Origin of the sequence: Chitinophaga varians (assembly GCF_014529945.1) — a bacterium.
Classification (GTDB): domain Bacteria; phylum Bacteroidota; class Bacteroidia; order Chitinophagales; family Chitinophagaceae; genus Chitinophaga; species Chitinophaga varians.
The window spans coordinates 245,924-270,791 of the sequence record NZ_JACVFB010000002.1; the positions used below are offsets into that span (position 1 = coordinate 245,924).

Here is a 24,868-nt window from a genome sequence, read left to right on the forward strand (position 1 = left end):
ACGTCTGTACGGCCGGCTTATTTTTTTTAGGTACCTCATAGGGGTAAGTGTTTCTTCAGCCGTCATTTTTGCATAAGGCCCCTTAAAAAATGATTTTATGAAGAAACAAGCTATCATAACTTACACCAGTCTCAGTGTGAGCTGGTTATTGCTGATGCTGGCGATCTTTACTCTTATCCTGAGCAGTTGTGCCAGGGACCAGATAGCCGGTTCAGGCCATATCGTTGCGGAAACCCGCAATACCTCTCCTTTTTCAGAAGTGGAAATTTCCGGTCCGTTTGAAGTGCATCTCATCCAGGACAGTACGGCTGCTGTAGAGATCAAAGCGGAAGACAACGTCATTGCTGCTATTGAGACCAACACCAATAATAATACGCTGTTTATCCGGTTACGGAACCGTGTCAGGCTATGGCGTCATATGCCCATACAGGTATATGTGCACAGCCGTAGCTATCAGCGTATCAATTTTGCCGGGTCCGGCTTCCTGGATAATAAGGACACCTTACGGAGTGCCATTTTCACGTATCAGATCAATGGCAGCGGTAATGCGGCATTGGCGCTGGCCGTGCAGGAGCTGCATGCCCGCATCAACGGTTCAGGTAGCCTCGATATTAAAGGCACTGCAATTTCCCTCAATAGCGACATTAACGGCAGTGGGCAGATCAAGGCCCTTGACCTCGATACGCAACGGGCCGATATTATGATCAGGGCTTCGGGCGATCACTCCGTACGGGTGCGGGATGCGCTGTCCGTAGGCATTTACGGCAGTGGCGATGTTACCTATGCTGGTAATCCGCAGAAAGTACAAACAGATATTAAAGGGTCAGGTAAAGTAAAGAAGATCTGATTCGTATAGCCTGCACTGTTATACTGTGGTAGTTCACAGTATATACAAAAGGAAGGGTCTCTGCAGCTGTAGCGGGGGCCCTTTTCCATGTAAGGATTTTGATATTTTGTTATTTAGACATTTTGATATTTAAATATTTCGGATGCAGTGGAAGTCTGGCTATGGGACGTCTTTTTTGAAAAGAAAAAGCCATTTGGGGAGGTCCCCAAATGGCTAAATATCTAAATGAATAAATATCTAAATGATTATGCGCCGCCCAGTTTGCATTTCTGCAGTACTTCCCAGGATTTGCCGTTATGACGCAGGAAGTAGAGGTTGTTTACTTTGAAAGTAGCCTCATATTCCTTGTTTTCATATTCAGGCCAGGCTTTGTTGAACTGTTCATCGTCGAGGTCTTTGAAGGCCACGGTCACGTGAGGAGTGAATCCGGTACGTGCCAGCATGGTGCTGAATCCGAATTCCTTACGCAGGAAGTTGATCAGCTGGCGATGCATGGTAGCCATGGTTTCACTTTTTTCCACGTTGATAAACAGGACGCGGTTTTGTTTGTTCGGGAAGGTACCGAAGTTTTTCAGGGACACTTCGAAAGGAGCCTGTGTTTTAGCGAATTCCGTCAGTTCATCGCAGAAGGCTTTTTCCAGTGCCGGATCGGCTGTGAAAGGTACCTGCAGGGTGATATGCGGCAATACTTTCAATGCGTACATTGGTCCGTATTGTTCAGCAAATTCCTGTTTTATTTTGATGATTTCTTTACCTACTTCTGCAGTTGGCAGCAGTGCGATAAAGTATATCTTATTGTCTGGTTTGGGTTCGAAGCGTCTGTTCTGGCCACCGGGACGAGGTCTGCCACCGCCACCGCGGTTGAAGCCTCCGCCGCCACCGCCGCGATTGTAGCCGCCACCGCCGCCACCGCGGTTGTAGCCTCCGCCACCGCCGCCGCGATCGTAACCACCACCGCCACCGCGGTTATAGCCACCACCACCGCCGCCACGGTCGTAACCACCGCCGCCACCGCCGCGATCGTAACCACCACCGCCACCGCGGTTATAGCCACCACCACCGCCGCCGCGATCGTAACCACCGCCGCCACCGCCGCGGTCGTAACCACCACCGCCACCGCGGTTATAGCCACCACCACCGCCGCCGCGATCGTAACCGCCGCCGCCGCCACGGTCATATCCACCGCCGCCGCCGCGATCGTAACCACCGCCGCTGCCACGGTCATATCCGCCGCCGCCGCCGCGATCGTAACCACCACCGCCGCCACGGTCGTAACCGCCGCCACGATTGTAGCCGCCACTGTCACCGCCGCGGTCATATCCACCGCCGCCACGGTCGTAGCCGCCGCCACCTTCACGATTGTAACCACCGCCATCGCGGTTGTAGTCTGTACGGGGGCGATACCCACCCTCGCGATTGTAGTCAGTGCGTGGACGACGTTCTGTGTTGTCGCCACCATTGTAGTCGGGTTTTCCACCCTCCCGCTCATTGTTTAAGTTGGGTCTGTAGTCACCTCTCTCCTTGTTGGGATCATTCTCTTTGTTGGTATCAGAAGAGTAGGGCCTGCGGGGGCGTTCGTTTCTCTCAAAATTCATCTTACTTAATTAAGCGTTTGAAGCAATATTAGCTATGATTTCATAAAAATGAAACACATCCTGATAAGAGTTATACATCGGCGCCGGTGAAACCCTGATGACTCCGGGTTCTCTCCAGTCAACGATTATACCGGCATCCGTCATTTGCTGATGTATCTCTTTTCCTTTTTCCAGGAACAGCAAAGATAGTTGTGCGCCACGTTCATTACAATTTTTAGGTGTAATAATTTCAAAATTAATGCCTTTCAACTGCTGCAGCAAAAACGCCAGATAATTGGTCAGTCCCTGGCTTTTTTCTCTTAAAGCGCCGATACCGGCTGCTTCAAATAGTTCGAGGGATGCTTTCAGGCTTACCATGTTGAAAACCTGTGCGGTACTTTGTTGCCATCCTTCGGCTTCTTTCTTAGGCACAAACCCTTTTTCCATTTTAAAACGTGCACTCTCTTCGTTGCCCCACCAGCCACCCAGGCGGAGAAATCCGCGGTTGCCGGCATATTTCTCATGCACAAAGGCGCCTCCTACCGCGCCGGGACCTCCGTTCAGGTATTTATATGAACACCAAACGGCAAAATCTACGTCCCAATTGTGCAAAGACACCGGAATATTTCCTGCTACATGCGCCAGATCGAAACCGGCATAAGCACCTGCCTGATGAGCAGCAGCCGTAATAGCGGGTATATCAAAATATTGTCCGGTGTAGTAATTAATCCCTCCGAATAAAACTAATGCTAAGCTATCACTTTCCTTGTTAATAATATCTAAAATATCTTCTAATCTTATTAAATGTTCGCCGGCTCTGGGCGAAACCTCGACAATGGCTGTTTCCGGATCAAAACCATGAAATCTGACCTGTGTCTCCACTGCATATTGATCGCTTGGAAAGGCTCCTGCCTCCATTAACACTTTAAACCGCTGTTTGGTTGGCCGATAAAAACTCAACATCATCAGATGGAGGTTAACCGTGAGTGTATTCATCACCGTTAGCTCCTGCTGGCTCGCCCCCATGATTGCTGTGAGCGGCTTGCTGCAATACTGCTGATAATAGAGCCAGGGATTCTTGGCCGCCCAATATCCTTCAACCGCACACTGCTGCCAATCTGCCAATTCCTGTTCTATCGCTGATTTTACATTTTTAGGCTGTAATCCGAGTGAATTGCCACATAAATAAATTGCGTCCTTTCCTTTTCGTTGGGGAAAATAAAACTGCTCCCTGAATTTATTTAATGGATCCTGCCGGTCCTGCTCTTTAGCAAATGCTAAGGTTGCTACGTACTCCATGGTCTTCCAATCTTTAGCCAGTCTTCCTATTTTAATTTTAATGGCTGAGGGTATCTTCCTATTGATACCGGTGTCTTTCCTTCGCTAAAATCTATTATTCTAATCTAGATAAAACAGGCAATCCTGTATAACTGTTTAAAACAGACTGTTTTCTGTCAAAAATTTAACGTCCGATAATCATATGGCATATAAGACTAAGGCTGTATATAGCTAGTAACGTGAACGCTCTTAGGGTCAAATGTAACAATAGCTATCCAATTGCCCACCATCCGGTTTGTTAAAATTTGTTAACAACAATAAAAATATGGTTTCGTCCACAATATACAAAAAAAAATCCGTCCTGAAGAATCAGGACGGAGACTGTTAACCTACAACTGTTACACTGTATTACTAAAAGATGTAATTATCATGTCTTTAGTTCACGGAAACGCCTTCCACTTTGGCGTTTTTCCGGAGAATTTCTTCCTGCTGCTCCTTTTCAGGGGCAGGGAAGAAATTGTAAGGCTTGGCTGACAGATACTTAGGATCATGCAACTTCTTCACCTCTTCTTTCTTCATAAATAATTTTAATATCAGCACCAGGAAAGGCACATACTTCAGCGTCCTGGGCATCTTATAACGGTCCAGCACATCGATGGAACGCTTGTTCATGGCATACATCACCGGTACCAGGATAAGGGTCAGGAAGGTCGCAAAGATCAACCCGTACACCATCGTCCAGGCCAGCGGGCCCCAGAAAGCCACGTTGTCGCCTCCGAAGAAAATATGCGGCTTAAATTCACTGAACAGGGTGGCAAAGTCGATATTAAAGCCCACTGCCAGCGGAATCAGCCCCAGAATAGCGGCAATAGCCGTCAGCAATACCGGCGTCATACGGGTTTTGCCCGCTTCCACCACCGCTTCATACACCGGCATGTTCTGCATCACCAGCAGGTCGGTAAATTCCACCAACACAATACCATTACGCACCACGATACCTGCCAGGGCCATAATACCTACCCCTGTCATCACAATGGAGATGTCCATTTTGAAGATGGAGAAGCCCAGGAACACCCCGATGATACTGAACAGGATCTCCATAAAGATGATCAACGGCCGGCCAATGGAGTTGAACTGGGTTACCATGATCATCAGAATCAGCCCGAATGCGCCCAACATGGCCATCATCAGGAAGTTCATAGTTTCCTGCTGGTCTTCCTGCTCACCGGTCATCTTGATTGTCACAGCGTTAGGATGACTAAAATCATTCAGCGCCGTCTGGATATGCTGCACCACTTCATTGGCATTGAAGCCGGTCAACACGTTGGAATACAAGGTGATCACCCGTTTTTGGTCAATACGCTTGATACCGGCGTAAGTATTGGAGTAATGAATATCCGCTACGGCCGACAGCGGCACCTGGCGTATTACACCTCCCATTTTCATATCCCGGTATACCAGGTTGAGGTTCATCAGGTTATTGATGTTATTACGCTGATTTTCCTGTAACCGCACCATGATCTTGTATTCGTCTTTGGCATCCCTGATCTTGGACGCTTCAAATCCAAACAAAGCGGTACGCAGCGCGCCACCGATCTGGCGGGTGGAAATACCTTCGTTATTGGCTCTTTCCCGGTCAATATTCACTACGATCTCAGGTTTGTTGGCCTCAAAGTCACTTTTCAGCTCTTCCACACCATCCACATGCAGGGAATCGAGATAACGTTTAAGTCTAAACGAAGAACTGGTCAGCTCATCAAAGTTATCACCGGTAATTTCGATGTTAATGGGCTTACCGGTTGGAGGGCCGCCCTGCTCCTGTTCTACGGTGATATTAGTGCCCGGAATACCTTTTACGGCATTACGGATTTTATCAAGGTACTGTACAGTAGACTGCCCGTCACGTGCGCCAAATTCCACGAAAGCCACCGTCACCTTGCCTTTCTGCGGCTGGGTGCTCATGTCCATCTGCGACGGGTCGCCGGCGCCTTTGGCCACGTTGGAAATAATAGACTCCACAATAGGATTGTTAGCACCCACCACTTTCGTGATGCGGTCTTCCACAATGTGAGTAATGGAGTCGGTATATTTCTGATCGGTGCCGTTCGGCAGCTCGATATATGTGTAGATGAAGTTAGGATCTGCCTGCGGGAAGAACACCACCTTGGGATTTCGGATGCCGGTCAGGACAATGCTGAAGATCAGCAGTGCGAAAGTAGCGACCAGAATCCACACCGGACGCCAGCCTACGAGGCACCATTTCAGAATATGTTTGTAGCGCTCCTGTACTTTAGGCCAGAAAGTGTGCTGGAAATGCCGCGCCACGCCGCCCAGCCAGAAGCGCTCCAGCGCAATCATCAGGTAGGCGAAGATCACAAAGTTGCCCACCCCTACGCTACCGTTAGCGTAACCGATGATGGCTATCACGGCAAATACGGCAGTGAGTATCTGGAACTTACGGTTGAATTTCGGTTTGGCATGCTCCTCTCCTTCGTGGCGGTCCATAAAGTCGACCGCAAATACCGGGTTAATGATATAAGCTACCACCAGCGATGCGCCCAATGTGGTGATCAGTGTCACCGGCAGGTAGAACATGAACTTACCGATAACGCCTGGCCAGAATAACAGCGGTACGAATGGCGCCAGTACCGTCAGGGTTCCTGACAACACCGGCAGGAACACTTCTCCCGCCGCTATCTTGGCGGCTCTTACTATACCCAGGTCTTTTCGTTCATTAAAAATACGGTGCACATTTTCAATCACCACAATAGCGTCATCCACCACAATACCCAATGCCAGCAGGAAGGAGAACAGCACCATCATATTGAGGGTGAACCCATACATCGGCATCAGCAGGAAGGCGATGAACATGGAAATGGGCACAGACAGCGCCACGAAGATGGCGTTCACCGCACCCATGAAGAACATGAGGATAACGGTCACCAGAATGAAACCGATGATAATGGTGTTGATCAGGTCATGCAGGGTGACGCGGGTAGATTTGGACTGATCGGCGGTGATGGTCACATGCAGGCCTTTCGGGAAGTAGTTGGCTTCCATATCAGCCTTGATGGCCTGTATCTTATCAGATGCATCGATCAGGTTTTTACCGCTTTGTTTGATCACGTTGAGGGTGATCACGTTTTTGCCGGCGAGACGGGCGTAACTTTCCTGTTCAAGGAAACCGTCCACCACGTTGGCGATATCTTTCAGATAAACGGTAGCGCCGGACTGTCCGCGTACGATGATGTTACCGATCTTAGCCGGGTCTTTATACTCCCCTTTTACGCTGAGCGTACGTTTCTGGCCATCCATGGATACCAGACCGCCGGAGATGGTAATATTCTCCCCCTGGATAGCGCCAATGATATCATCAAAACCAATCTTGGCAGCATCCATTTTATATTTATCGACATTGATCTGTATCTCCCTTTCCAGTTCACCTACCAGGTCTACACGGGTAATTTCATTCAATGCCTCGATCCTGTCCTTCATATCATCTGCATAACGTTTGAGTGTTTGCAGGTCAAAATCACCGGAGAGGTTCACGTTCATGATAGGAATCTGGGAGACGTCAATTTTTACGATCTGCGGCTCCTGTGTGAGGTCTTTCGGCAGGTCTTTTTTAGCGTCGTCCACTTTTTCCCTTACCTGTTGGCGGGCCGCTTCAATATCTTCATTGGCATTGAACTCGATGGTGATAGCGGAGAAGTCCTGCATGGAGGTGCTTTTGATCTTCTTCACGCCGGAGATGCCGTTGAGCTGTTTCTCGATCGGTTTTGTCACCAGTGTTTCCATATCTTCCGGGGAGGTGCCGGCATAGATGGTATTGATATAGAACTGTGGGAACACCACTTCGGGGAACTGTTCCTTCGGCAGGTTGATATAGGAAAGAATACCCGCCAGCGCAATGATAAAGGTGGCCACATAGATGCTCACCTTATTATCAATAGACCAGCTGGTGGGTTTAAATTCTTTATGGAGATTGTCTTGCATAAACTAGTTTTTGGCTGTTAGTGGTCAGCGTTACAGTTTAATCAGGTCATTATCATTGAGGCCCTGGTAACCGGTGGTGATGATTTTATCACCCGCTTTTAAGCCGTCTTTGATTTCAGCCTTATCGTTATAGGTGCGTCCCACTTCCACGGTCCTGCGCAGGGAGGCCAGCTGGCCATTTTTGGATTCTGCCACCATGACGAAGGGTTTACCGGAGGAATACTGGATCAGGTTCACCGGGATTACGACAGCGTTGCTGGCAGCGTAGTCCACAATTTTGATATGGGCGATCATATTAGGACGCAGGCTGTTATCGGGTTTCAGCGGCACTTCAATTTTGATGGTGCGGCTGAGCGGATCGATAGTCCTGGAAGCGAAGCCGATGTTGGTTTTTATTTCGCGGTTGATATCCGGGAAAGCGATGACTACGCGGTCGCCGCCTTTCACAAGACCAGCATAAGCTTCCGCCACGTTGGCGGTCACTTTCAGGTTATTGGCATTCACCACGCGGAAGGTAGGATTTCCGGGGGCTGCGTTATCGCCCACTTTAGCGATCACCGCATCAACCGTACCGCTGATGGGTGCAATGATGCGGGTTTGGGACAGCTGGTCCTGCAGGGTTGCCATTTTTCTTTCCAGTGCTTCTTTCTGGTTTTTAGCGTTGAGGTACTGTACTTCAGAACCTATTTTCTGTGACCAGAGATTTTTCTGCTTTTCGTACAGTGTATTGGCGAGGTCCATCTGCGTGCGCAGTTCCGCCACGCTGGCTTTCAGCACCTGATCATCTACCTGGGCCAGTGTCTGGCCTTTGCTTACCTGTTGACCTTCGTGTACATAGATAGCGGTGATCACGCCCATTGCGCGGGCGGACACGTTCACGTTTTCGCGGGCATCTACACTGCCTTGTACATCAATATAGTGTTCGAATACGGTGTCTCTTACTTCAGACACGGTAACATCTTTCTTTCTGGCTACAGTATCTTTTGTACCAACTTCCTTCTCTAGCGCAGCGATTTTAGAATCGATGGCAGCTCTCTCCTGTTTCAGTTTTTCCAGTTGTTGTGTTTTGTTGCCACCGCCGCCGCAGGCAGCTATTACAACGGCGAGCACCGGGACCGTGAAAAGATATCTTTTATTCATATAGCTAGTAGTGATAGGTGATTGAAAAGGTTTTGCACTATAGTTTACCGTAAGCTTTGAGCAGGTCTATCCTGGCTACGATAGCGTTATACAGTGCGGTGAAATAATTGTTCTGTGCGGTGAGCAGGTCATTTTCGGCTGTCGTCATTTCCAGGCTGGAGCCCACGCCTTCGCGGTATTTGATCTGTGTGGTATTATGTACATCTTCCGCGAGTTGCATGTTTTTTTCCTGCGCCTGCAGACTCAGTACGTTGTTGCGGAAGGTAGAAGCAGATTGTTCTCTTTCGAGATCGATGCCCAGTTTCGCATTTTCGATGGCCACTTCACTTTTCTTTACGTTCAGCAGGGCCTGATCTACCTGTCTTCTGCGTTGTAAGCCGCTGAAGATAGGTACGGAGAGATTCAGCCCGGTGTTGAGGTAACCGTACCACATCTGACTTTTGAGGTAATCGAACTTATCACTGCCGCGGAGCGCGCCGGTAGCGGCGAAGAGTTGCAAGCTGGGCAACCCTTTCATCCGGTATCTTTTCAGGTCGTATTCGTTGGCTTTCTTTTGTGTTTCGAGCAACTGGTATTCTATGCGCTGGCTGTAATCGAATTTGTCCATATCGGGGATGCTTTCAGCGATCCTTTCAGTGGACAGGGTGTCAGTGAGCTGTACCTCTTGTTTCAGCGGCATGCCCATCTGGTATTTGAGCGCAGCCACGCCTAGTTCAACGAGGTTACGGAGTTTGGTTTGTTCGGTCTGCAGGTTGGTGTATTGCACCACTAGGCGGTCTACATCGAGTTTTTCCACCAGGCCGTTTTTATTGATTTCTCTGGTATCGTTGAGGAGTTTTTCCAGGGTAGTGATGTTGTTTGTCAGGATAGACAATGCTTTCCGGGCAGACAGTACATTATAATAGGCTTTGTACACGTTGGCTTTTACGTCGATCTGTGATTTGGCCACGTTTTTTGACACCAGGTCTTCCAGTGTTTTACGGGCCTGGAGGGCCACCAGTACGCTGGGATCGAAGAGGGTCTGTGTGAGCCTTATTTCGCCCATGGCATTGTGTGGCAACTGGAAAGAGACCACAGCAAAGGAATCTTTGGGCGCTGACGGGTTGAAGTTGCCCAGACTGAACATCTGTTTCTGGACGATCGGGTTGTACTGATATTGGCCGGTACCGTTGATGGTTGGCAAAGCCAGTCCGCTGACCTCTTTATTTTTGGCCAGTTGGATCAGTTCATCCAGTTTAGCTGTTTTCACTGCTGACTGGTTAGCCAAGGCATAGTCCACTGCTTCCCGGGCCGACAGGCGGACAGGCTCCTGGGAGATGGTCTGGGCGCCGGCACTGACGGCCGCTGCGAGCAGTCCCACCATGGAAGCCATGCCGGTGAGCCTTCTGATACGTTGCATAGTATTATATGTTTTGCGATAGTTGTTTGTACTTTTCGATAAGCTTATAGCCTTTAGCAGAGGCCACTCCGTACAGAAAATTTTCCAGCAGCACTTTTTGTACCCTGGTCATGTCAGAGTTACCCGGAAACGCTTCGGGCTGAAAGCTGAGCATACATCCGTAAACGCGGTATTGAGTCAGAGTTCTGATGTCGAGGTCCGGCCGGTAGAGTCCTTCATTGATCCCACGTTCCAGGTTTTCGCGGATGGTGTTGGTCAATGAGTTGTTCTGATAATTCAAAAACACCTGATAAGCTTTCGCGTGGAACTTTTGCAGATCGAGCAGGACAACAGGGTTCATATTGCGCATGCGGCGGTCCAGCATGTCCATGACGAGGAACAGTTCTTCGATGGCATCGGCTGATTTTTCACGGTCTGTCAGGCATTCCGCTTCCACGAGGCCGATAAAACGGGTGATCGACTGTGTTACCAGGTCGTCTTTATCCATGAAGTGGGCGTAGAGGGTCTTTTTGGAGATGCCCATTTTCTCAGCGATGTCATCCATGGTGATAGACCTGGTGCCATATTGTCGAAACAGGCCAAAAGCCGTGTCCATGATACGTTCCTGCGGTTCCATAAAAGTGCTTTAACAGGCTTTATGATACGAAGACAAAACTATGGAAACTTTTTAAACTTCCAAAGTTTCCAGTAATTATTTTTTATATGTGGTAACATCTTTTTGTGGAGACCGGTGGTGGGTGGGTATTACGGGAGCGGGATTTGAAAACCTTCACAGACAGGCCATGTAGAGGGCAGGTAATCTTCCGCTTATTTGTCTAATTTTGTGCCTTCATTCCTTTTGCCATGTCGCCAAAACTTAAATTAAAAGTGTTTGCGTCCCGTTTATTGCGGTATTTCTTTCAGGGCCTGTTGATACTGGCCCCTATCGGGATCACTGCACTGACTTTATATTGGGCGTTTGTTACTATTGACAATCTTATTCCGAAGGAGATCATTCCGGAGGACACCTCTTTCAACTTTCTAAAGTACAAGGGCGTAGGTTTCGCGCTGGTATTGATATTGGTAGTAGTGGTGGGATACCTGAGTTCTTCCTTCATTATCGGGCGGATTTTTGATCTGTTTGATCATTTGCTGGAGCGCACTCCTTTCATCAAATACATTTACACTTCCATCAAGGACGTATTTGACGCGTTTGTGGGAGAGAAAAAGAAGTTCGATCATCCGGTGCTGGTACAGATTTACGGACTGGATGTATGGGAGATGGGATTTATCACCCAGACAGATGTGAGCAGTCTGGGCATGGAAGGCTATATGGCCGTATATGTGCCGCATGCTTATGCCATTACCGGTAAAGTGTTTATTGTACCGAAGGAGCGGGTGAAACCGTTGGAAAATATTTCTGCCGGTGAGGCCATGAAATTTGCCGTCAGTGGCGGCGTTACCAACATTTAGTCATTCGGCTGTTTTGAAATTTAGTTATTTAATTCCTGTAAAAGCTTTGGCTGACTTGGATTAAATAGCTAAATTTCAACGTAACCAAATTGCTAAATTGTTTGTTATGTTAACCCGTATCCTGAAACAGCGTTTCGCTGTAAGCTTTACTATTATACTATTGTTGAGTGCCGAATCCGCTGGTGGCTGGGGTTTCTTTGCCCATGAGCGGATCAACAGGCTGGCGGTATTTTGTCTGCCTCCTGAGATGCTGGTGTTATATAAGCCGCATCTGGAATACCTGCGTGTGCACGCTACCGATCCGGACAAACGCCGGTATGTGGTGGCTGCCGAGGCACCGCGGCACTATCTGGATATTGACCTGCTGGACCAGCCGCCGTACCGGCAGATACCGCGTAGCTGGCAGGAAGCCGTGGCGCGGTATGGCGCCGATTCACTGCAGCGCAACGGGATATTGCCCTGGCATCTTGAAAAGATCATGTTTATGCTGACGAAGGCTTTCCGTGAGCGGGACCAGCAGCGGATCCTGCAATTGTCGGCCGAAGCGGGGCATTACGTGGCCGATGCACATGTGCCGTTACATGCCTGTTCCAATCACAACGGACAGTTTACCGGGCAAACGGGCATCCATGGCCTATGGGAGTCGCGCATCCCTGAGCTGCTGGCAGATGCGGAGTTTGATTACTGGGCCGGCAAAGCGCATTATATCGGCGACTGGCGGGCATTTGTCTGGCAGATCGTCACCAGTAGCGGTCTTGCAGCAGACACCGTATTGAAAAAAGAAAAGTGGTTATGTGAACAGACGCCCCCGGCGCAGCGTTATGCATATGAGATCAGGAACGGTGTGTTAACGAGGACTTACGCTGAAGGTTATACGAAAGCATATCATCGGTTGTTGAATGGTATGACAGCGCGGCGAATGAAACAATCCATTGCAGCGGTGGCGGCCTGCTGGTATACCGCCTGGGTAAATGCAGGGCAGCCTTCTTTGCAGGAGCTTCATCACACAAGCCTTACGGAGAGCGAGTTGCAGGAGTTTGAACAGCTGCAACAACGATGGACAGAGGGACGCATGCTGGGCAGAACAGAATAAACGGGCAAAATATTTAGGCTAATACAGAATATTTGGAAAAGAAATTTTATCTTTGTTCCTACCGTCTTTTAACCTATCCTACACCACGCGCCTTACAGGTTTTAAAACACCCGTGCCGTTTTTTTTCCGTTTCCTTAGAAAAACCAAAACAAAGTGGAAAGATCAAAAAATGAATTTAATCTAGATCGTAACATGAAGGTGCATAATTTTAACGCAGGTCCTTCTGTATTGCCCAACGAGGTATTATACAAAGCCAGTAAAGCCCTGATCGACTTTGAGGGATCGGGGATGTCCATACTGGAAATAGGCCACAGAACGGAGCCGTTTATAGCGGTGATGGAAGAGGCGCGTAACCTGGTTAGGGAACTGATGCAGCTTGATGACGACTTCGAGGTGCTGTATTTACATGGCGGGGCCACCACGCAATTTATGCAGGTGCCCATGAATCTGCTGGAAAGCAGTGAGACTGCCGCTTATGTAGATACCGGCGTATGGTCCAACAAAGCCATCAAAGAAGCAAAATTGTTTGGCTTCGTAGATGTAGTAGCCAGCTCCAAAGACAGTAACTACAACCACATCCCCAAACAATTCAACATCCCTCCACAGGCCAGCTACCTGCACATTACCACTAACAATACCATCTATGGTACACAGTGGCATATGACCCCGGTAACAGACGTTCCCCTGATCGCGGATATGAGCAGTGACATTATGAGCCGCACCATGGACTTCAACAAGTACTCGCTGATTTATGCCGGTGTTCAGAAGAACATGGGCGCAGCCGGTGCTACCATGGTGGCCATCCGTAAAAGCATGCTCGGTAAAGTAACCCGTAAAATCCCGGCTATACTGGACTACAAAAACCATATAGAGAACGGGTCCATGCTGAACACCCCTCCCGTATTTGCGGTATATATCTCCATGCTCACCCTTCGCTGGTTGAAAGAGCAGGGCGGTATACCAGCCATCGAAAAAATCAACCAGAAAAAGGCAGCCCTGCTGTATGATGAAATTGACCACAACCCGCTGTTCCGCGGTACAGTGGCCAAAGAAGACCGCAGCCTGATGAACGCCTGCTTCATCATGGACAAGCCTGAGATGGAAGAAGAATTCCTGAAATTCTGTAAGAAAGAAGATATCGTTGGTATTAAGGGCCACCGCCTCTCCGGTGGTTTCCGGGTATCCATGTACAATGCTTTGCCCTACGAAAGCGTAGAAGTAATGGTGGAAGCCATGAAATACTTCTCCCTGAAAAAAGCATAAAACAATTACGAATTACGAACTACGGATTACGAATTAAGGTTTCTGACTGAATCCCCAACTCAGTTAGAAGGGCTTAATTCGCAATCCGTTACTGTATTTGTTCTTTTTCATCATCCGTAATTCGTAATTCGTAATTGTTTTTATTACTTTTACCCTCATCCACATTTTTATCATGGCTATTATCAGACCTTTTAAAGGATTAAGGCCCAAAGAAGAACTGGCGGCACAAGTAGCTGCAAGGCCTTATGACGTACTCAGTTCGGACGAAGCTAAAGCTGCCGCTGCCGGTAATCCTTATTCGTATTATCATGTTTCAAAATCTGAAATAGACCTGCCGGAAGGGATAGATACCCACAGCCAGCAGGTATACGATAAAGCAGCAGCCAACCTGCAACACCTGGTAAAAGAAGGTGTACTGTTTCAGGAAGCACAGCCTGCCTATTACATCTACAAACTGGTGATGAACGGCCGCGCCCAGACCGGCCTGGTATGCGCCTCCTCTGTAGACGACTACAACAAAGGCATTATCAAAAAACATGAGTTTACACGCCCGGACAAAGAACTGGACCGTATCAACCATATTAAAACCACACTGGCACAGACAGGTAACGTTTTTCTCGCCTACAACGACGTGCCGGAAGTGAACGCCCTGATCGACCACTGGCAAAACAATAACAAACCAACATACGACTTCACCGCGGATGACGGTATCCAGCATACCATCTGGGTGATCAATACCCCGGCTGCCGTACAGGAAATCACTACCCTGTTTGCCGAAAAAGTGCCCTGCACCTACATCGCCGACGGCCACCACCGCGCTGCTTCCGCCAGCCTGGTACAGAAAGAATTCCAGGAGAAAGGCACCATCACTTCCGTGGAAAATCCGGTGAACTATTTCCTGACCACTATCTTCCCCGCCAGCCAGCTGGCCATCCTGGACTATAACCGCCTGGTAAAAGACCTCAACGGTCTGAGCAAAGCGGAACTGCTGTCCCGCCTCGACTACGACTTTACCGTGGAAGAAATCGGCCACCAGCCGCAACAGCCGTCCATGCTGCATGAATTCAGTATGTACCTCGAAGGAGCCTGGTACCGCCTGGTTGCCAAAGAAGGTACCTACACCACTGATCCTATCGGTATTCTGGACGTGACTATCCTGTCCAACAACATCCTGGACAAACACCTCGGCATCAAAGACCAACGCACCGACAAACGCATCGACTTCGTAGGTGGTATCCGTGGCTTACAGGAACTGGTAAAACGCGTAGACAGCGGAGAAATGAAAGTAGCTTTCGCCCTGTACCCGGTTACCATTCAGCAACTGTTCGACATTGCCGACAGCGGTAATGTGATGCCTCCGAAAAGCACCTGGTTTGAACCTAAGCTGCGCGACGGCCTTATCACGCATGTGATTTAATCAACATATTTTCAATATCCGGCTCCCCTGACCATTCCGTCAGGGGAGTTTGTTTTCACCCTAGTACCTATGTCTTCCACGTCCTCCCCTGCCACTATTTTTGATGATCCGGTTTTTGAAGAACAGGGGCCAAGGGCCTATCCCAGCCTGAAGCACTTCTGGTTGTTGTTTCCCGCCATACTGGTGCTTTTTCTGATCCTGATAATCAGCCTCGGCATATATGAAGGTATCTCCCGTGGCGCTGTCGATTCAGCCAATTATCTGATCGGCCCTCTGTCCATAGTCGTGTACGTATTAATAACGGCCTATGCCTATTCACAAAAGAAAAAGCGGGAACCAGCCTATGTACCTTCGTTCAGGATGCCGCCAATATCTGTGATGTTGTTGTTGGTTGCCATCATTCCGGCATTGACCGTCAGCTTCATCTGCATTAGTGCCTGGTTTCATGTTGATGTCTGGGACACACTCATGCATAGTCAGAATTCCTATTACCCTGACAATATATTTGTCACAACCATCTGTGTGACCCTCTTTACTTTTTTGGACCATGTGCTCAACCGGGGAATCCTGCTGGATGGCCTGTTAAAGAGATATCGTCCTGCTGTTGCCATTGTTAACAGTGTGCTGTTTACTTCCCTGTTATACATGGTCCCGGTAGCCATATGTTTTTATTTGCTGTTTAATCTGCTATACAGTTGGGTTTACTATTACACACGTTCACTGCTTCCCTGTTTATGGGCCAGTTTTGTGCTTATTATTTTTTCCTACCTTATTGATAACCACCACTGGCAAAAGTTGCTGGACGCGGGAGATATGATAGCCACTTCCATAGCATTGGTTGTGCTGGTTATGGGCGTCCTGCTACTTCAAAAAATATTCAATAAAACAAATAAATAAATTACATAATATAAACTTTCCTCTGCCTATTTATTTCAGCCCGAAGATTGATCAGCGGGACATTACCCCATTTTCCTTACTTTTACAACAAACGACAGACAGGAATGCATATGAGGTCTTCTTTATTGAAAGCAGTATTTGTTGCGGGGGTATTATTTTCACAAGTGGCGGTGGCGCAGGATGCGAATGAACTATACAAGACCGCTACCAACTTCATGCGTAACGGGGATTACTCCAATGCTGTGCTGGTATTAAACCAGGCGTTACAGTTGGACCCGGACAATTTTGAATACAGGAAACAGCTTGGTTTCACCTTTTACCTGAAAGGAGACCTTATCAAAGCGAAAAGTGTGATAGAACCCCTGCTCAACAGAAAAGAAGCAGACGTGCAGGTATTTCAGATTGCCGGCAATATCTACCAGGGACGGGAAGAGTGGAAAACAGCGCAGCGGATGTACGAAAAGGCCATCCGTAAATTCCCTAACAGCGGTGAGCTGTACAACGACAACGGTACGCTGGCGATGAACTTCAAGATGTATGACGGCGCATTGCGTTCCTGGATCAAAGGTATTGAGCAGGACCCTGGTTTTCCGGGCAACTATTACAATGCCACCAAAACCTACTATTACAGCAATAACCCATTGTGGTGTATATTATACGGCGAAACTTTCATGAATATGGAAAGTTTCACCACACGGACCGCTGAAATCAGGAACATCGTACTGGAATCGTACAAAAAACTGTTCAACGATCCCAGCCTGTTCGACAGCATGGTCCCTGAAGAAGAGGGTAAAAAAGGTAAGAAGAGCAGAGGGGACAATGGTTTTTCCCAGGCCTTCAAACAATGCATGGGCAAACAGCTGAGCGTGATCACAGGCGGTGTGGACCCCGATGCGCTGATCATGGCCCGCACCCGCTTCCTGCTGGACTGGTATAATTCCTACGGCAGCAGCTATCCCTACGCGCTTTTCGATTTTCAGCAAAAGATGCTGCAGCAGGGCATGTTTGAATCATACAATCACTGGTTGTTCGGTCCTGCCGCCAATCAGGCTGGTTATAAAGCATGGATAGCCCTGCATAAACAAGAGTATGATGACTTTCTGAAATATCAGCGCAACCATCCGCTGAAACCCAGACCGGATGAATATTACAATGACGGGAAATTCACGCTGATCAACGCGGGATATTAAATTCTGTTCCCAGGGCTGAGGCCCTGGGCGACATGCCATAGCAGCAGCTGCAGGATTGAGCAAGAGAGGCGTTTTTTTTCAAGCTTTTTCCAGCCGGGATGACAACCGTCCCGGCTGTCTGAATAATCTCAAAATCTGAATATGCTCGCCACCAAACACCAAAACACGATTGATGCCGCTGTTAAAGCGAACCACGAAAGAACTTTCTATTCGCACTATCCGGAGCACCCCAAAGCTTACGGGGAAGAAGCCCATGCAAAAGGCGTACAGAGCTATCAGCAGTTGCTGAACAAGCCCTTTAAACAATTACTGCAAACCGGTGAAACCGGCTGGGCAGGAGAAGAAGTGTCACCCTATACACAGGAAGTACTGGGCGTTACCTATCCTTCCTTTGCCGTAGACGACCTGGTAAAACGCGCTGGTGAAGCCACCCATGCCTGGAGCCGCACCTCCGTCGCTGAAAGAGCCGGCGTACTAACGGAAACGCTTGAACGAATTAAAGATTACTTTTTCGATATCGCCAATGCTACCATGCATACTACCGGGCAAAGCTTTATGATGAGCTTCCAGGCTTCCGGTCCGCACGCCAACGACCGCGCCCTCGAAGCCATTGCCACCGGTTATCATGAGCTGCAACGCTATCCGCCCGAGCTGGAATGGGAAAAGCCCATGGGCAAAATCAGCATCCGCCTGAGAAAGTCTTTCCGCGCTATTCCGAAAGGTATTGGCGTAGTGATCGGCTGCTCTACTTTCCCCGTGTGGAACACACTGCCGGGCATGTATGCCAACCTGATCACCGGCAATCCCGTGATCGTAAAACCACATCCGCGCGCTATTCTGCCTATTGCCATTGCTGTAAGTGCCATACAACAGGTGTTACAGGAAAACGGACATGATCCGCACCTGTGTCAGCTTGCACCCGATAGTTCCGAAAATCTGATTGCCAAAAAACTGTCAGAGCACCCGGACGTAAAACTGATTGACTATACCGGCAGCAGCGCTTTCGGCAATTATGTGGAATCTCTCCCGGGGAAGACTGTCTTCACCGAAAAAGCAGGGGTTAACTCCGTACTGCTCGACAGCGTGAAAGACCTGGACCCCGTGATACAGAACCTTGCATTTTCTGTGAGCCTGTATTCCGGTCAGATGTGTACCGCTCCCCAGAACTTCTTCATTCCGGAAACCGGTGTTGCTACCGCTGCAGGACAGGTGAGTTTCAACGAGGTAGTGCAACGGTTCAGAGATGCCATCGTGGCGCTGGCCAACAATCCGAAAATGGGCGCCGGCACGCTGGGCGCACTTCAGAATGAAAACACCCTGTTACGCGCACAGGAAGCCCAACAACTGGGCGGCAAAGTAGTACTGGCAGGCGCACCAGTCAACAACGAAGAATTCAGTAAAGCGAGGGTGTTTGCCCCTACCATCATCGAGGTAAGCAGCGCAGACACCAATATTTACGAGAAAGAGCTGTTTGGTCCTATTGTGCTGATCGTAAAAACAAAAGACACCGCCCATACTATCCAGCTGGCCAAACAGATGGCGCAGAAACACGGCGCTATTACCTGTGCGGCCTATACTACCGATCCTGCCACCAAAGAAAAGATCGCGGATGAAATGAACAGCGTGTTCACGCCTGTTTCTTTCAATCTTACCGGTTTTATCTGGGTGAACCAGCATGCGGCGTTTTCCGATTTCCATGTTAGTGGAGGCAATCCGGCCGGCAATGCCAGTTTCACCAACCAGGAGTTTATCATCAAACGGTTTGTATGGGTGGGCAACCGTGAACTGATAGAATAGATTGATCATACCAGCGTTCCGGGCCATTCCGGAACGCTGGGCATTATAAATGCAGGGAAATATTTATGAAAAGTATTGTATTCTTTCTTTTACTGTCCGGTATTCTGGTAGCCTGTGAGCAGGCCCCCAAGGCCGACAAAGCTGCCGCCAGCAACCCCCAGGCCGTCAAAGTAGGCACTGGCAATGCTTATCTGGCGGACACCTCTGCCTGCCTGATAGAATGGATAGGCACCAAACCGACCGGCAAACACCATGGTACCCTGCGGCTTTCCGGTGGGGCGATCTATGTAAAAGACTCCCTCATCACCGGGGCCCAACTGGTGATCAATATGCACACCCTGCAGAATATAGACCTCGCTGGTGACAGCGCCATGAAAAATAAACTGGAGCGAGAACTGAAAAGCAGTTCTTTTTTCGATGTTGAAAAATTCCCCACCGCCACTTTTGAAATGACCGGTATTAATTCCTACTACCCTGCCGTAGGGGAAGAAGTGGAGCTAAAAGACGCCACCCACGTCATTTCAGGCAATCTGACCCTCAAGAACGTCACCAAAAACATTTCATTCCCCGCCCGTATCAGCATAGACAGTCACCACCTCACCGCGGTCGCCAATTTCAATATCGATCGTACTTTGTGGGGTATTAATTACCGCGCTGACAAATCCTTACAGGACAAACTGATCAATTCACAGGTAAACATCGGGTTTCATATCAGCGCATCGAGGTAGGCCGTATTTTTCGCTTTTCTCAGGGAAAGCCGATAAAATATTTTAAATTGAGTAAAGCCGCTTCACATATAAAACCACTTCAAATGGAAACTACCCAGCAGCGAGATGAACGTCTCTGGCGCATTGCAAAAGCCAGGGCCGGCTTCAAATGTCATCTCATCATTTACCTGGTGATCAATATGGGACTGTGGGCAGTATGGTTACTTTCAGACCGGGATATGCCCGGAAGCGCACCCTGGCCGCTGGGTCCTACGCTGGGATGGGGCATAGCGCTTACACTTCAGTATTTCAATACTTATCACAAAGGCACTTTCGACGATACGCTGAAAAGAATATAAGCACGTATAGCACACTCAAAAAACAGCATAATGGACCAACCGCAGCGACTATTTGACGTCATCCGGTATCAGCTGGAAAACTATCCCAGAGCGGATATGCTTACCGGCAAGGAAAACGGACAATGGAGAAAATACAGCACCCAGGAAGTAGCTGACATCACCCGCAAATTCAGCTCAGGCTTACTGAAGCTGGGTATCCGGGCGGGCATCAAAACCAATGAAGAGAAAGACAAAATTGCCATTATCTCACCCAACCGGCCGGAGTGGCTGCTGACAGACCTTTCCTGTCAACAGATTGGTGCCGTCGTTACCCCGATATATCCGACGATCAGTCAACATGAACTGGAGTATGTGCTCAACGACGCAGCCGCGCGCATCCTGTTTGTCAGCGATCAGGAACTACTGAATAAAGTACTGGCTTCCCGGGATAAATTTCCCACCATCCGTGAAATCTTTACCTTCAATCAGGTGCCCGGCGCCCGCCACTGGACGGAAGTGCTGGCCCTGGCCGACGAAAATGACGATGCGCTGATCGATGAAGTGCAGCAAAATATATCCCCGGAGGAACTGGTCACCATTATCTACACCTCCGGTACCACTGGCACCCCCAAAGGGGTTATGCTTTCCCATCACAACGTGATGAGCAACGTGCTGGCCTGTCAGCCTTACCTGCCCGTCAGCAAAAATGCCCGTGCCCTCAGTTTCCTGCCGCTCAATCACATCTTCGAGCGGATGGTCACCTACCTCTATCTGACCGCCGGCGTGCCCGTTTATTATGCCGAAAGCATGGACACCATCGCCGATAACCTCAGAGAGGTAAAGCCCACCATTTTCACCACCGTACCGCGACTGCTGGAAAAAGTGTATGAAAAAATTATGGCCACCGGGCTGGAGCTCAAAGGGATTAAACGGGCGCTGTTCTTCTGGGCGGTAGATCTGGGCAAACGTTATGAAATTAACCATCAGCAGGGCTTCTGGTACGATCTCCAGCTGAAACTGGCCAATAAACTTGTTTTCAGCAAATGGCGCGCAGCCCTTGGCGGCAACATCCAGTGTATCGTTAACGGGGCCGCTGCCTGCCAGGTAAGGCTGTTGAAAATATTCACTTCCGCGGGTCTCCCCATCCTGGAAGGTTATGGTCTTACCGAAACCTCGCCGGTGATCAGCGTTAACCGCTATAATGTAGAAGACCGTATGTTCGGCACCGTGGGGCCGGTCATCAGCAACGTAGCAGTAAAAATTGCAGAAGACGGAGAAATACTCTGTAAAGGCCCCAGCGTGACCATAGGATACTACAAACGTCCCGATCTCACCGCCGACGCCATTACCGATGGCTGGTTCCACACCGGCGATATCGGTGTGCTGATCGACAATAAGTTTCTGAAAATCACCGACCGTAAAAAGGAACTGTTCAAAACGTCCGGCGGCAAGTTCGTCGCCCCCCAGCCCATAGAAAACAAATTCAAGGAATCTCCCTATATAGAACAGATCATGGTAGTGGGCGAAGACCGCAAATTCACCGCAGCACTGATTGTGCCCGCATTTGATAATCTCCGTGGCTGGGCGCAGAAAAGGGGTATCACCGCCGGCAGCAACGAAGAACTGCTGCAGCGCCGCGAAGTGCAGGACCTCTACAAACAGGCCGTGGATAAGTACAACCAGTTCTTTAACCATATCGAACAGGTCAAAAAATTCCTGCTTTTGCCAGGTGACTGGACCGTAGACGCCGGGGAGCTCACGCCTACCCTGAAGGTGAAACGGAAGGTAATCCTTGAAAAGTACAAAAAGGAAATAGACAGCATGTACGCCCCTTCAAATGGGAAAGTTGATATAGAAAGTCTTTAAATATTAATTTAAAACCCTTACTTTTGCAGCCCGGTACCCCCGAAAGGGAATCAGGATGGTCCCGTAGTTCAATGGATAGAATAGAAGTTTCCTAAACTTTAGATACAGGTTCGATCCCTGTCGGGACTACAAAAACGCTTATTCGCCCAAACTTAGCTTTACTAAGTTTGGGCGTTTTTCATTTATACCCCAAAATCATGCGCTGTCAGCTCCGCTGCAAAGTAATCGGATAAAGTGATTAAACCAGCTGGTGTCAAAGTCATTTTTAACTCGGACCTTTCATCATGAAAAGAAAGGCTTTTACAAAAGTCAGAGACAAACATGCTGTATTGAAAAAGCATGATGCATAGAGACAGGTCATAAAATTTTACCGACAAAAGTTATAATGCCATGGGAAAAGCGGGATGCTGCCGCCGTATATACCATCTTCCTTCATAGTAATATTTGTAATACTGCATTCTTTTCTAGCAATGAAAAGTTGGGAAAAAGGCTTTGAAAAAACTTGCAAAACCATAAATCTATTATTAAATTTAAAATAACATTTTTGCTGACCTAACGATTAAAAATAACCCAGTGAAAATACCGCCACGTTCTCATAACCTGTAATGATACGATGACATTCTCATCAACCTTAGTTTTAATGTAAACACCCTCAATTATAATACTGTCCATAAAGTGGGTTAGTATCATACGTAAAGCACAGTGAGCATACTTGTCTGAGATTTAACCCATGCCATTTACGCTTTACCAACATTTGATTTACGATCAATCCTATAAATCTGTTCTCTATGCTAACCATTCTAGAAAACTTTCTCGAGCCCAAAAGCAATGCTTCCGAAGCAGCTAAGTTACTAACCGATGAGCTAAAGGTTAAAATCACCAGGACTACGCTTAGCAAAGAAATTGAGGAGCATCCGGATTATCCCAGTTTACTCAGTATTAGTGATGTATTGAATAAGTATGCTGTGGAAAATCTGGCAATACAACTAAATCCTGACAAACTGGAGGAAGCGCCTTTACCACTAATCACACTCATCAAAGGGAGAAAAACCGGTCCCGATTTCTTTACAGTTGTAAAAGAAGTCAAAAAGAACACTGTTTTATTTTATGATCCTGAAAGGCGCAGATGGACTACGCAACCCAAAGAAGATTTCCTTAAAAAATATTTGGGTGCGGTACTGCTGGCCGAACCGAGCGAGGAAAAGCCTGCGGGAGAACATGAATATGCTAAAAAGCTGAAAGAAGAAAAAAGAAATTCTTTCTTCCAGCAACTGATCGTGTTTGGTATTCCGGCTATTGTTGCACTGGCGGCAATATTTGCCTTCCTTCACACCGGCATGAGCGCTTTGCTGCCGTTTTTATTTACCACCATTACACTTGCCGGGGCCGTAACCAGCGCCTTGCTCGTATGGCATGAACTAGACCAATCTAACCCGGTAACGCAGCAAATATGTGGCTATGGCGAAAAATCAGGATGTGGAGCCGTATTGCGTTCTAAAGCATCAAAGATAGCTGGTATCAGCTGGAGTGCCATTGGCTTCACCTATTTTATGGGGCAGATCCTGCTATTATTGTTTTCCGGTATTGTAAATCCGAGGTCCCTGTTAATTGTAAGCTGGCTAAATATCCTGACACTACCCTTTCTTTTCTTCTCCATTTACTACCAGTGGCAGGTAATAAAGCGGTGGTGTACACTATGTCTTTTTATACAGGGCCTGCTGATATTGCAGTTTGCAACTGCACTGGCAGGCAGCTGGCATAGTTTGATTTTGGCAGACAATATTAACCATGAACTTATTTTAATGCTGTTAACCATGTTTGCAGTTCCTTTTATAACGTTGATGCTGTTAACACCAGCATTGGAAAACGCGAAGGAAAACAGAAATAACAAGCGGGAGTTACGGCGCTTAAAGCATAATCCCGAAATATTTAACGCATTACTTACAAAACAGAAAGCGGTAACTGAGCCCACAGAAGGATTAGGCATAACACTCGGAAATCCTGACGCAAAACATAAATTGATAAAGGTATGTAATCCATATTGCGGCCCCTGTGCTAAAGCACATACCCCGATGGATGAACTATTAAATAATAATCCCGATGTGCAGGTCCAGCTCATATTCCTAGCAACCAATAACGAGGCGGATTCCAGATCATTGCCTGTAAAACATTTACTCGCCATAACAGAAAAAAACAGTGAACAACTAACCAGACAAGCATTGGACGATTGGTACCTGTCTGGCCAAAAAAATTATGAAATATTTGCAGGAAAATATCCACTAAATGGAGAACTGCATAGGCAAAGCGCCAAAGTGGAAGCGATGGCAGATTGGTGCCGTAAAACTGGTATAGCATTTACGCCTACTTTTTTCATCAACGGCCATCAGCTTCCCACCCCGTATAATTTGAATGATTTGAAATTCTTTTTAACACCACAAGACTAGGCTATGACTATCATGAAATATATTAATCGACTGAAGTACATCGACTATATGATAAAGAGGAAGGCTACCGGTAATCTGGACCACTTTGCAAAGAGGAATAATATAAGCAGAAGTACCCTGTCAGAAATTCTGAATGACATGAAAAAAATGGGTTGCCCCATAAAATACGA

At 48.0% G+C, this 24,868-nt stretch carries 18 protein-coding genes and 1 tRNA gene; 13 read left to right on the plus strand and 6 right to left on the minus strand.

Translation table 11 applies throughout. The annotated features are described in order from the left end of the window. The first annotated feature begins 97 nt into the window (after window positions 1–97). Window positions 98–847, plus strand: coding sequence for a head GIN domain-containing protein (locus ICL55_RS08710; RefSeq protein WP_188096100.1), 750 nt, complete (start codon window positions 98–100; stop codon window positions 845–847). A 245-nt stretch (window positions 848–1,092) separates the two neighbouring features. Here ICL55_RS08710 and ICL55_RS35230 read toward each other — a convergent pair whose 3' ends face one another. The 6 genes from ICL55_RS35230 to ICL55_RS08740 form a co-directional block, all read right to left on the minus strand. Continuing rightward, the gene (locus ICL55_RS35230) at window positions 1,093–2,442 is read right to left on the minus strand and encodes a 2'-5' RNA ligase family protein (protein ID WP_246496207.1); all 1,350 of its coding nucleotides are present in this window, start codon (window positions 2,440–2,442) and stop codon (window positions 1,093–1,095) included. A gap of 9 nt (window positions 2,443–2,451) precedes the next feature. After that, window positions 2,452–3,720 carry a kynureninase gene (kynU, locus tag ICL55_RS08720; RefSeq protein ID WP_188096102.1) on the minus strand — a complete coding sequence of 423 codons (1,269 nt, stop codon included), beginning with the start codon at window positions 3,718–3,720 and terminating at the stop codon, window positions 2,452–2,454. 414 nt (window positions 3,721–4,134) lie between these two features. Beyond that, window positions 4,135–7,695 carry an efflux RND transporter permease subunit gene (locus tag ICL55_RS08725; RefSeq protein WP_188096104.1) on the minus strand — a complete coding sequence of 1,187 codons (3,561 nt, stop codon included), beginning with the start codon at window positions 7,693–7,695 and terminating at the stop codon, window positions 4,135–4,137. A 30-nt stretch (window positions 7,696–7,725) separates the two neighbouring features. After that, window positions 7,726–8,835 (minus strand): efflux RND transporter periplasmic adaptor subunit, encoded by a 1,110-nt coding sequence (locus tag ICL55_RS08730; RefSeq protein ID WP_188096106.1) that lies wholly within the window; start codon window positions 8,833–8,835, stop codon window positions 7,726–7,728. Window positions 8,836–8,872: 37 nt separating this feature from the next. Further along, the gene (locus ICL55_RS08735) at window positions 8,873–10,234 is read right to left on the minus strand and encodes a TolC family protein (protein WP_188096108.1); all 1,362 of its coding nucleotides are present in this window, start codon (window positions 10,232–10,234) and stop codon (window positions 8,873–8,875) included. Between the two features lie 4 nt (window positions 10,235–10,238). After that, window positions 10,239–10,850: a TetR/AcrR family transcriptional regulator gene (locus ICL55_RS08740; protein WP_188096110.1), complete on the minus strand. Its 612-nt coding sequence runs from the start codon at window positions 10,848–10,850 to the stop codon at window positions 10,239–10,241. Between the two features lie 227 nt (window positions 10,851–11,077). On the opposite strand from ICL55_RS08740, the gene ICL55_RS08745 reads away from it, so the two are divergent. The 12 genes from ICL55_RS08745 (at window position 11,078) to ICL55_RS08800 (ending at window position 24,698) form a co-directional block, all read left to right on the plus strand. After that, window positions 11,078–11,686, plus strand: a complete 609-nt coding sequence (locus ICL55_RS08745; protein WP_188096112.1) for a DUF502 domain-containing protein — start codon at window positions 11,078–11,080, stop codon at window positions 11,684–11,686. 106 nt (window positions 11,687–11,792) lie between these two features. Then, window positions 11,793–12,779: a zinc dependent phospholipase C family protein gene (locus ICL55_RS08750; RefSeq protein WP_246496208.1), complete on the plus strand. Its 987-nt coding sequence runs from the start codon at window positions 11,793–11,795 to the stop codon at window positions 12,777–12,779. A 192-nt stretch (window positions 12,780–12,971) separates the two neighbouring features. Next, window positions 12,972–14,042, plus strand: coding sequence for a 3-phosphoserine/phosphohydroxythreonine transaminase (serC, locus tag ICL55_RS08755; RefSeq protein WP_188096115.1), 1,071 nt, complete (start codon window positions 12,972–12,974; stop codon window positions 14,040–14,042). Window positions 14,043–14,214: 172 nt separating this feature from the next. Beyond that, window positions 14,215–15,459, plus strand: coding sequence for a DUF1015 domain-containing protein (locus ICL55_RS08760; protein ID WP_188096117.1), 1,245 nt, complete (start codon window positions 14,215–14,217; stop codon window positions 15,457–15,459). 69 nt (window positions 15,460–15,528) lie between these two features. Next, complete coding sequence (locus ICL55_RS08765; RefSeq protein ID WP_188096119.1) at window positions 15,529–16,356, plus strand: CPBP family intramembrane glutamic endopeptidase; 828 nt, start codon at window positions 15,529–15,531, stop codon at window positions 16,354–16,356. A 110-nt stretch (window positions 16,357–16,466) separates the two neighbouring features. Then, complete coding sequence (locus ICL55_RS08770) at window positions 16,467–17,546, plus strand: tetratricopeptide repeat protein (RefSeq protein ID WP_188096121.1); 1,080 nt, start codon at window positions 16,467–16,469, stop codon at window positions 17,544–17,546. A gap of 141 nt (window positions 17,547–17,687) precedes the next feature. Next, window positions 17,688–19,343, plus strand: coding sequence for a phenylacetic acid degradation protein PaaN (paaN, locus tag ICL55_RS08775; protein ID WP_188096123.1), 1,656 nt, complete (start codon window positions 17,688–17,690; stop codon window positions 19,341–19,343). A gap of 65 nt (window positions 19,344–19,408) precedes the next feature. Then, a complete protein-coding gene (locus ICL55_RS08780; RefSeq protein WP_188096125.1) occupies window positions 19,409–20,071 on the plus strand; it encodes a YceI family protein in 663 nt (220 codons plus the stop codon). 83 nt (window positions 20,072–20,154) lie between these two features. Further along, window positions 20,155–20,409: a 2TM domain-containing protein gene (locus ICL55_RS08785; protein ID WP_188096127.1), complete on the plus strand. Its 255-nt coding sequence runs from the start codon at window positions 20,155–20,157 to the stop codon at window positions 20,407–20,409. Between the two features lie 30 nt (window positions 20,410–20,439). Continuing rightward, window positions 20,440–22,254, plus strand: coding sequence for an AMP-dependent synthetase/ligase (locus ICL55_RS08790; RefSeq protein WP_188096129.1), 1,815 nt, complete (start codon window positions 20,440–20,442; stop codon window positions 22,252–22,254). A 57-nt stretch (window positions 22,255–22,311) separates the two neighbouring features. Further along, a tRNA-Arg gene (locus ICL55_RS08795) sits at window positions 22,312–22,383 on the plus strand. A 659-nt stretch (window positions 22,384–23,042) separates the two neighbouring features. Further along, complete coding sequence (locus ICL55_RS08800; RefSeq protein ID WP_188096131.1) at window positions 23,043–24,698, plus strand: vitamin K epoxide reductase family protein; 1,656 nt, start codon at window positions 23,043–23,045, stop codon at window positions 24,696–24,698. Window positions 24,699–24,868: the final 170 nt, after the last annotated feature.

What these genes read in the sequence shown, in the direction of transcription:
- ICL55_RS08710 (WP_188096100.1), top strand. Translation starts at nt 98, where the DNA reads ATGAAGAAACAAGCTATCATAACTTACACCAGTCTCAGTGTGAGCTGG.
- ICL55_RS35230 (WP_246496207.1), bottom strand. Translation starts at nt 2,442, where the DNA reads ATGAATTTTGAGAGAAACGAACGCCCCCGCAGGCCCTACTCTTCTGAT.
- kynU (WP_188096102.1), bottom strand. Translation starts at nt 3,720, where the DNA reads ATGGAGTACGTAGCAACCTTAGCATTTGCTAAAGAGCAGGACCGGCAG.
- ICL55_RS08725 (WP_188096104.1), bottom strand. Translation starts at nt 7,695, where the DNA reads ATGCAAGACAATCTCCATAAAGAATTTAAACCCACCAGCTGGTCTATT.
- ICL55_RS08730 (WP_188096106.1), bottom strand. Translation starts at nt 8,835, where the DNA reads ATGAATAAAAGATATCTTTTCACGGTCCCGGTGCTCGCCGTTGTAATA.
- ICL55_RS08735 (WP_188096108.1), bottom strand. Translation starts at nt 10,234, where the DNA reads ATGCAACGTATCAGAAGGCTCACCGGCATGGCTTCCATGGTGGGACTG.
- ICL55_RS08740 (WP_188096110.1), bottom strand. Translation starts at nt 10,850, where the DNA reads ATGGAACCGCAGGAACGTATCATGGACACGGCTTTTGGCCTGTTTCGA.
- ICL55_RS08745 (WP_188096112.1), top strand. Translation starts at nt 11,078, where the DNA reads ATGTCGCCAAAACTTAAATTAAAAGTGTTTGCGTCCCGTTTATTGCGG.
- ICL55_RS08750 (WP_246496208.1), top strand. Translation starts at nt 11,793, where the DNA reads ATGTTAACCCGTATCCTGAAACAGCGTTTCGCTGTAAGCTTTACTATT.
- serC (WP_188096115.1), top strand. Translation starts at nt 12,972, where the DNA reads ATGAAGGTGCATAATTTTAACGCAGGTCCTTCTGTATTGCCCAACGAG.
- ICL55_RS08760 (WP_188096117.1), top strand. Translation starts at nt 14,215, where the DNA reads ATGGCTATTATCAGACCTTTTAAAGGATTAAGGCCCAAAGAAGAACTG.
- ICL55_RS08765 (WP_188096119.1), top strand. Translation starts at nt 15,529, where the DNA reads ATGTCTTCCACGTCCTCCCCTGCCACTATTTTTGATGATCCGGTTTTT.
- ICL55_RS08770 (WP_188096121.1), top strand. Translation starts at nt 16,467, where the DNA reads ATGAGGTCTTCTTTATTGAAAGCAGTATTTGTTGCGGGGGTATTATTT.
- paaN (WP_188096123.1), top strand. Translation starts at nt 17,688, where the DNA reads ATGCTCGCCACCAAACACCAAAACACGATTGATGCCGCTGTTAAAGCG.
- ICL55_RS08780 (WP_188096125.1), top strand. Translation starts at nt 19,409, where the DNA reads ATGAAAAGTATTGTATTCTTTCTTTTACTGTCCGGTATTCTGGTAGCC.
- ICL55_RS08785 (WP_188096127.1), top strand. Translation starts at nt 20,155, where the DNA reads ATGGAAACTACCCAGCAGCGAGATGAACGTCTCTGGCGCATTGCAAAA.
- ICL55_RS08790 (WP_188096129.1), top strand. Translation starts at nt 20,440, where the DNA reads ATGGACCAACCGCAGCGACTATTTGACGTCATCCGGTATCAGCTGGAA.
- ICL55_RS08800 (WP_188096131.1), top strand. Translation starts at nt 23,043, where the DNA reads ATGCTAACCATTCTAGAAAACTTTCTCGAGCCCAAAAGCAATGCTTCC.